We start from the raw sequence: 807 nt of genomic DNA, 5'->3' as shown, positions 1-807 counted from the left end.
GATACATTAATTTCTAATATAGGTTCGGATTATTTGTATGGTGGTGCAGGTAATGATACGTTGATTTATGGCGGTAATTCCAATGTGTATACGGCTTTACAAGGTCAAGCTGGGAATGATACTTATATTGTAGATAAAGCATTACTTACTTCATCAAGCTCTATTCATATTTTAGATAATGCAGCTGAAGAAAATACCCTTCAATTAAAATCAGTATCCTCTAGTGATATTTCACTTAAGCAGTCGGATTCACTCATCATAATATCTTTCAATGATTCAGCATCGACAATACGTTTTGGTAAGGATAATTTATCTTCTATTGTATTTGATGATGGAACTGTTTGGGATAAAGCTCAAATTGAAGCTAATACTATTGGTAAATTATTAGGTACTGATGCAGCAGATAATCTTCAAGCAGATGCTGAGATTTCAACTATTTATGGTTTGGGAGGCAATGATACGATTCAAGGTGGTGTACAGAATGATTATCTGTATGGTGGTGATGGAGACGATACATTAATTTCTAATATAGGTTCGGATTATTTGTATGGTGGTGCAGGTAATGATACGTTGATTTATGGCGGTAATTCCAATGTGTATACGGCTTTACAAGGTCAAGCTGGGAATGATACTTATATTGTAGATAAAGCATTACTTACTTCATCAAGCTCTATTCATATTTTAGATAATGCAGCTGAAGAAAATACCCTTCAATTAAAATCAGTATCCTCTAGTGATATTTCACTTAAGCAGTCGGATTCACTCATCATAATATCTTTCAATGATTCAGCATCGACAATACGTTTT

1 protein-coding gene is annotated in these 807 nt (G+C 33.7%); it reads left to right on the top strand.

Features of this window, described 5'->3' with window-relative positions; all coding sequences use genetic code 11:
- Positions 1-807, top strand: an 807-nt coding sequence (locus J663_RS18510; protein WP_033851449.1) for an RTX toxin, incomplete at both ends; no start/stop codon positions are given.

Origin of the sequence: Acinetobacter sp. 826659 (genome assembly GCF_000588515.1) — a bacterium.
Lineage (GTDB): Bacteria > Pseudomonadota > Gammaproteobacteria > Pseudomonadales > Moraxellaceae > Acinetobacter > Acinetobacter pittii.
This window is presented reverse-complemented; position numbering and strand designations above follow the sequence as displayed.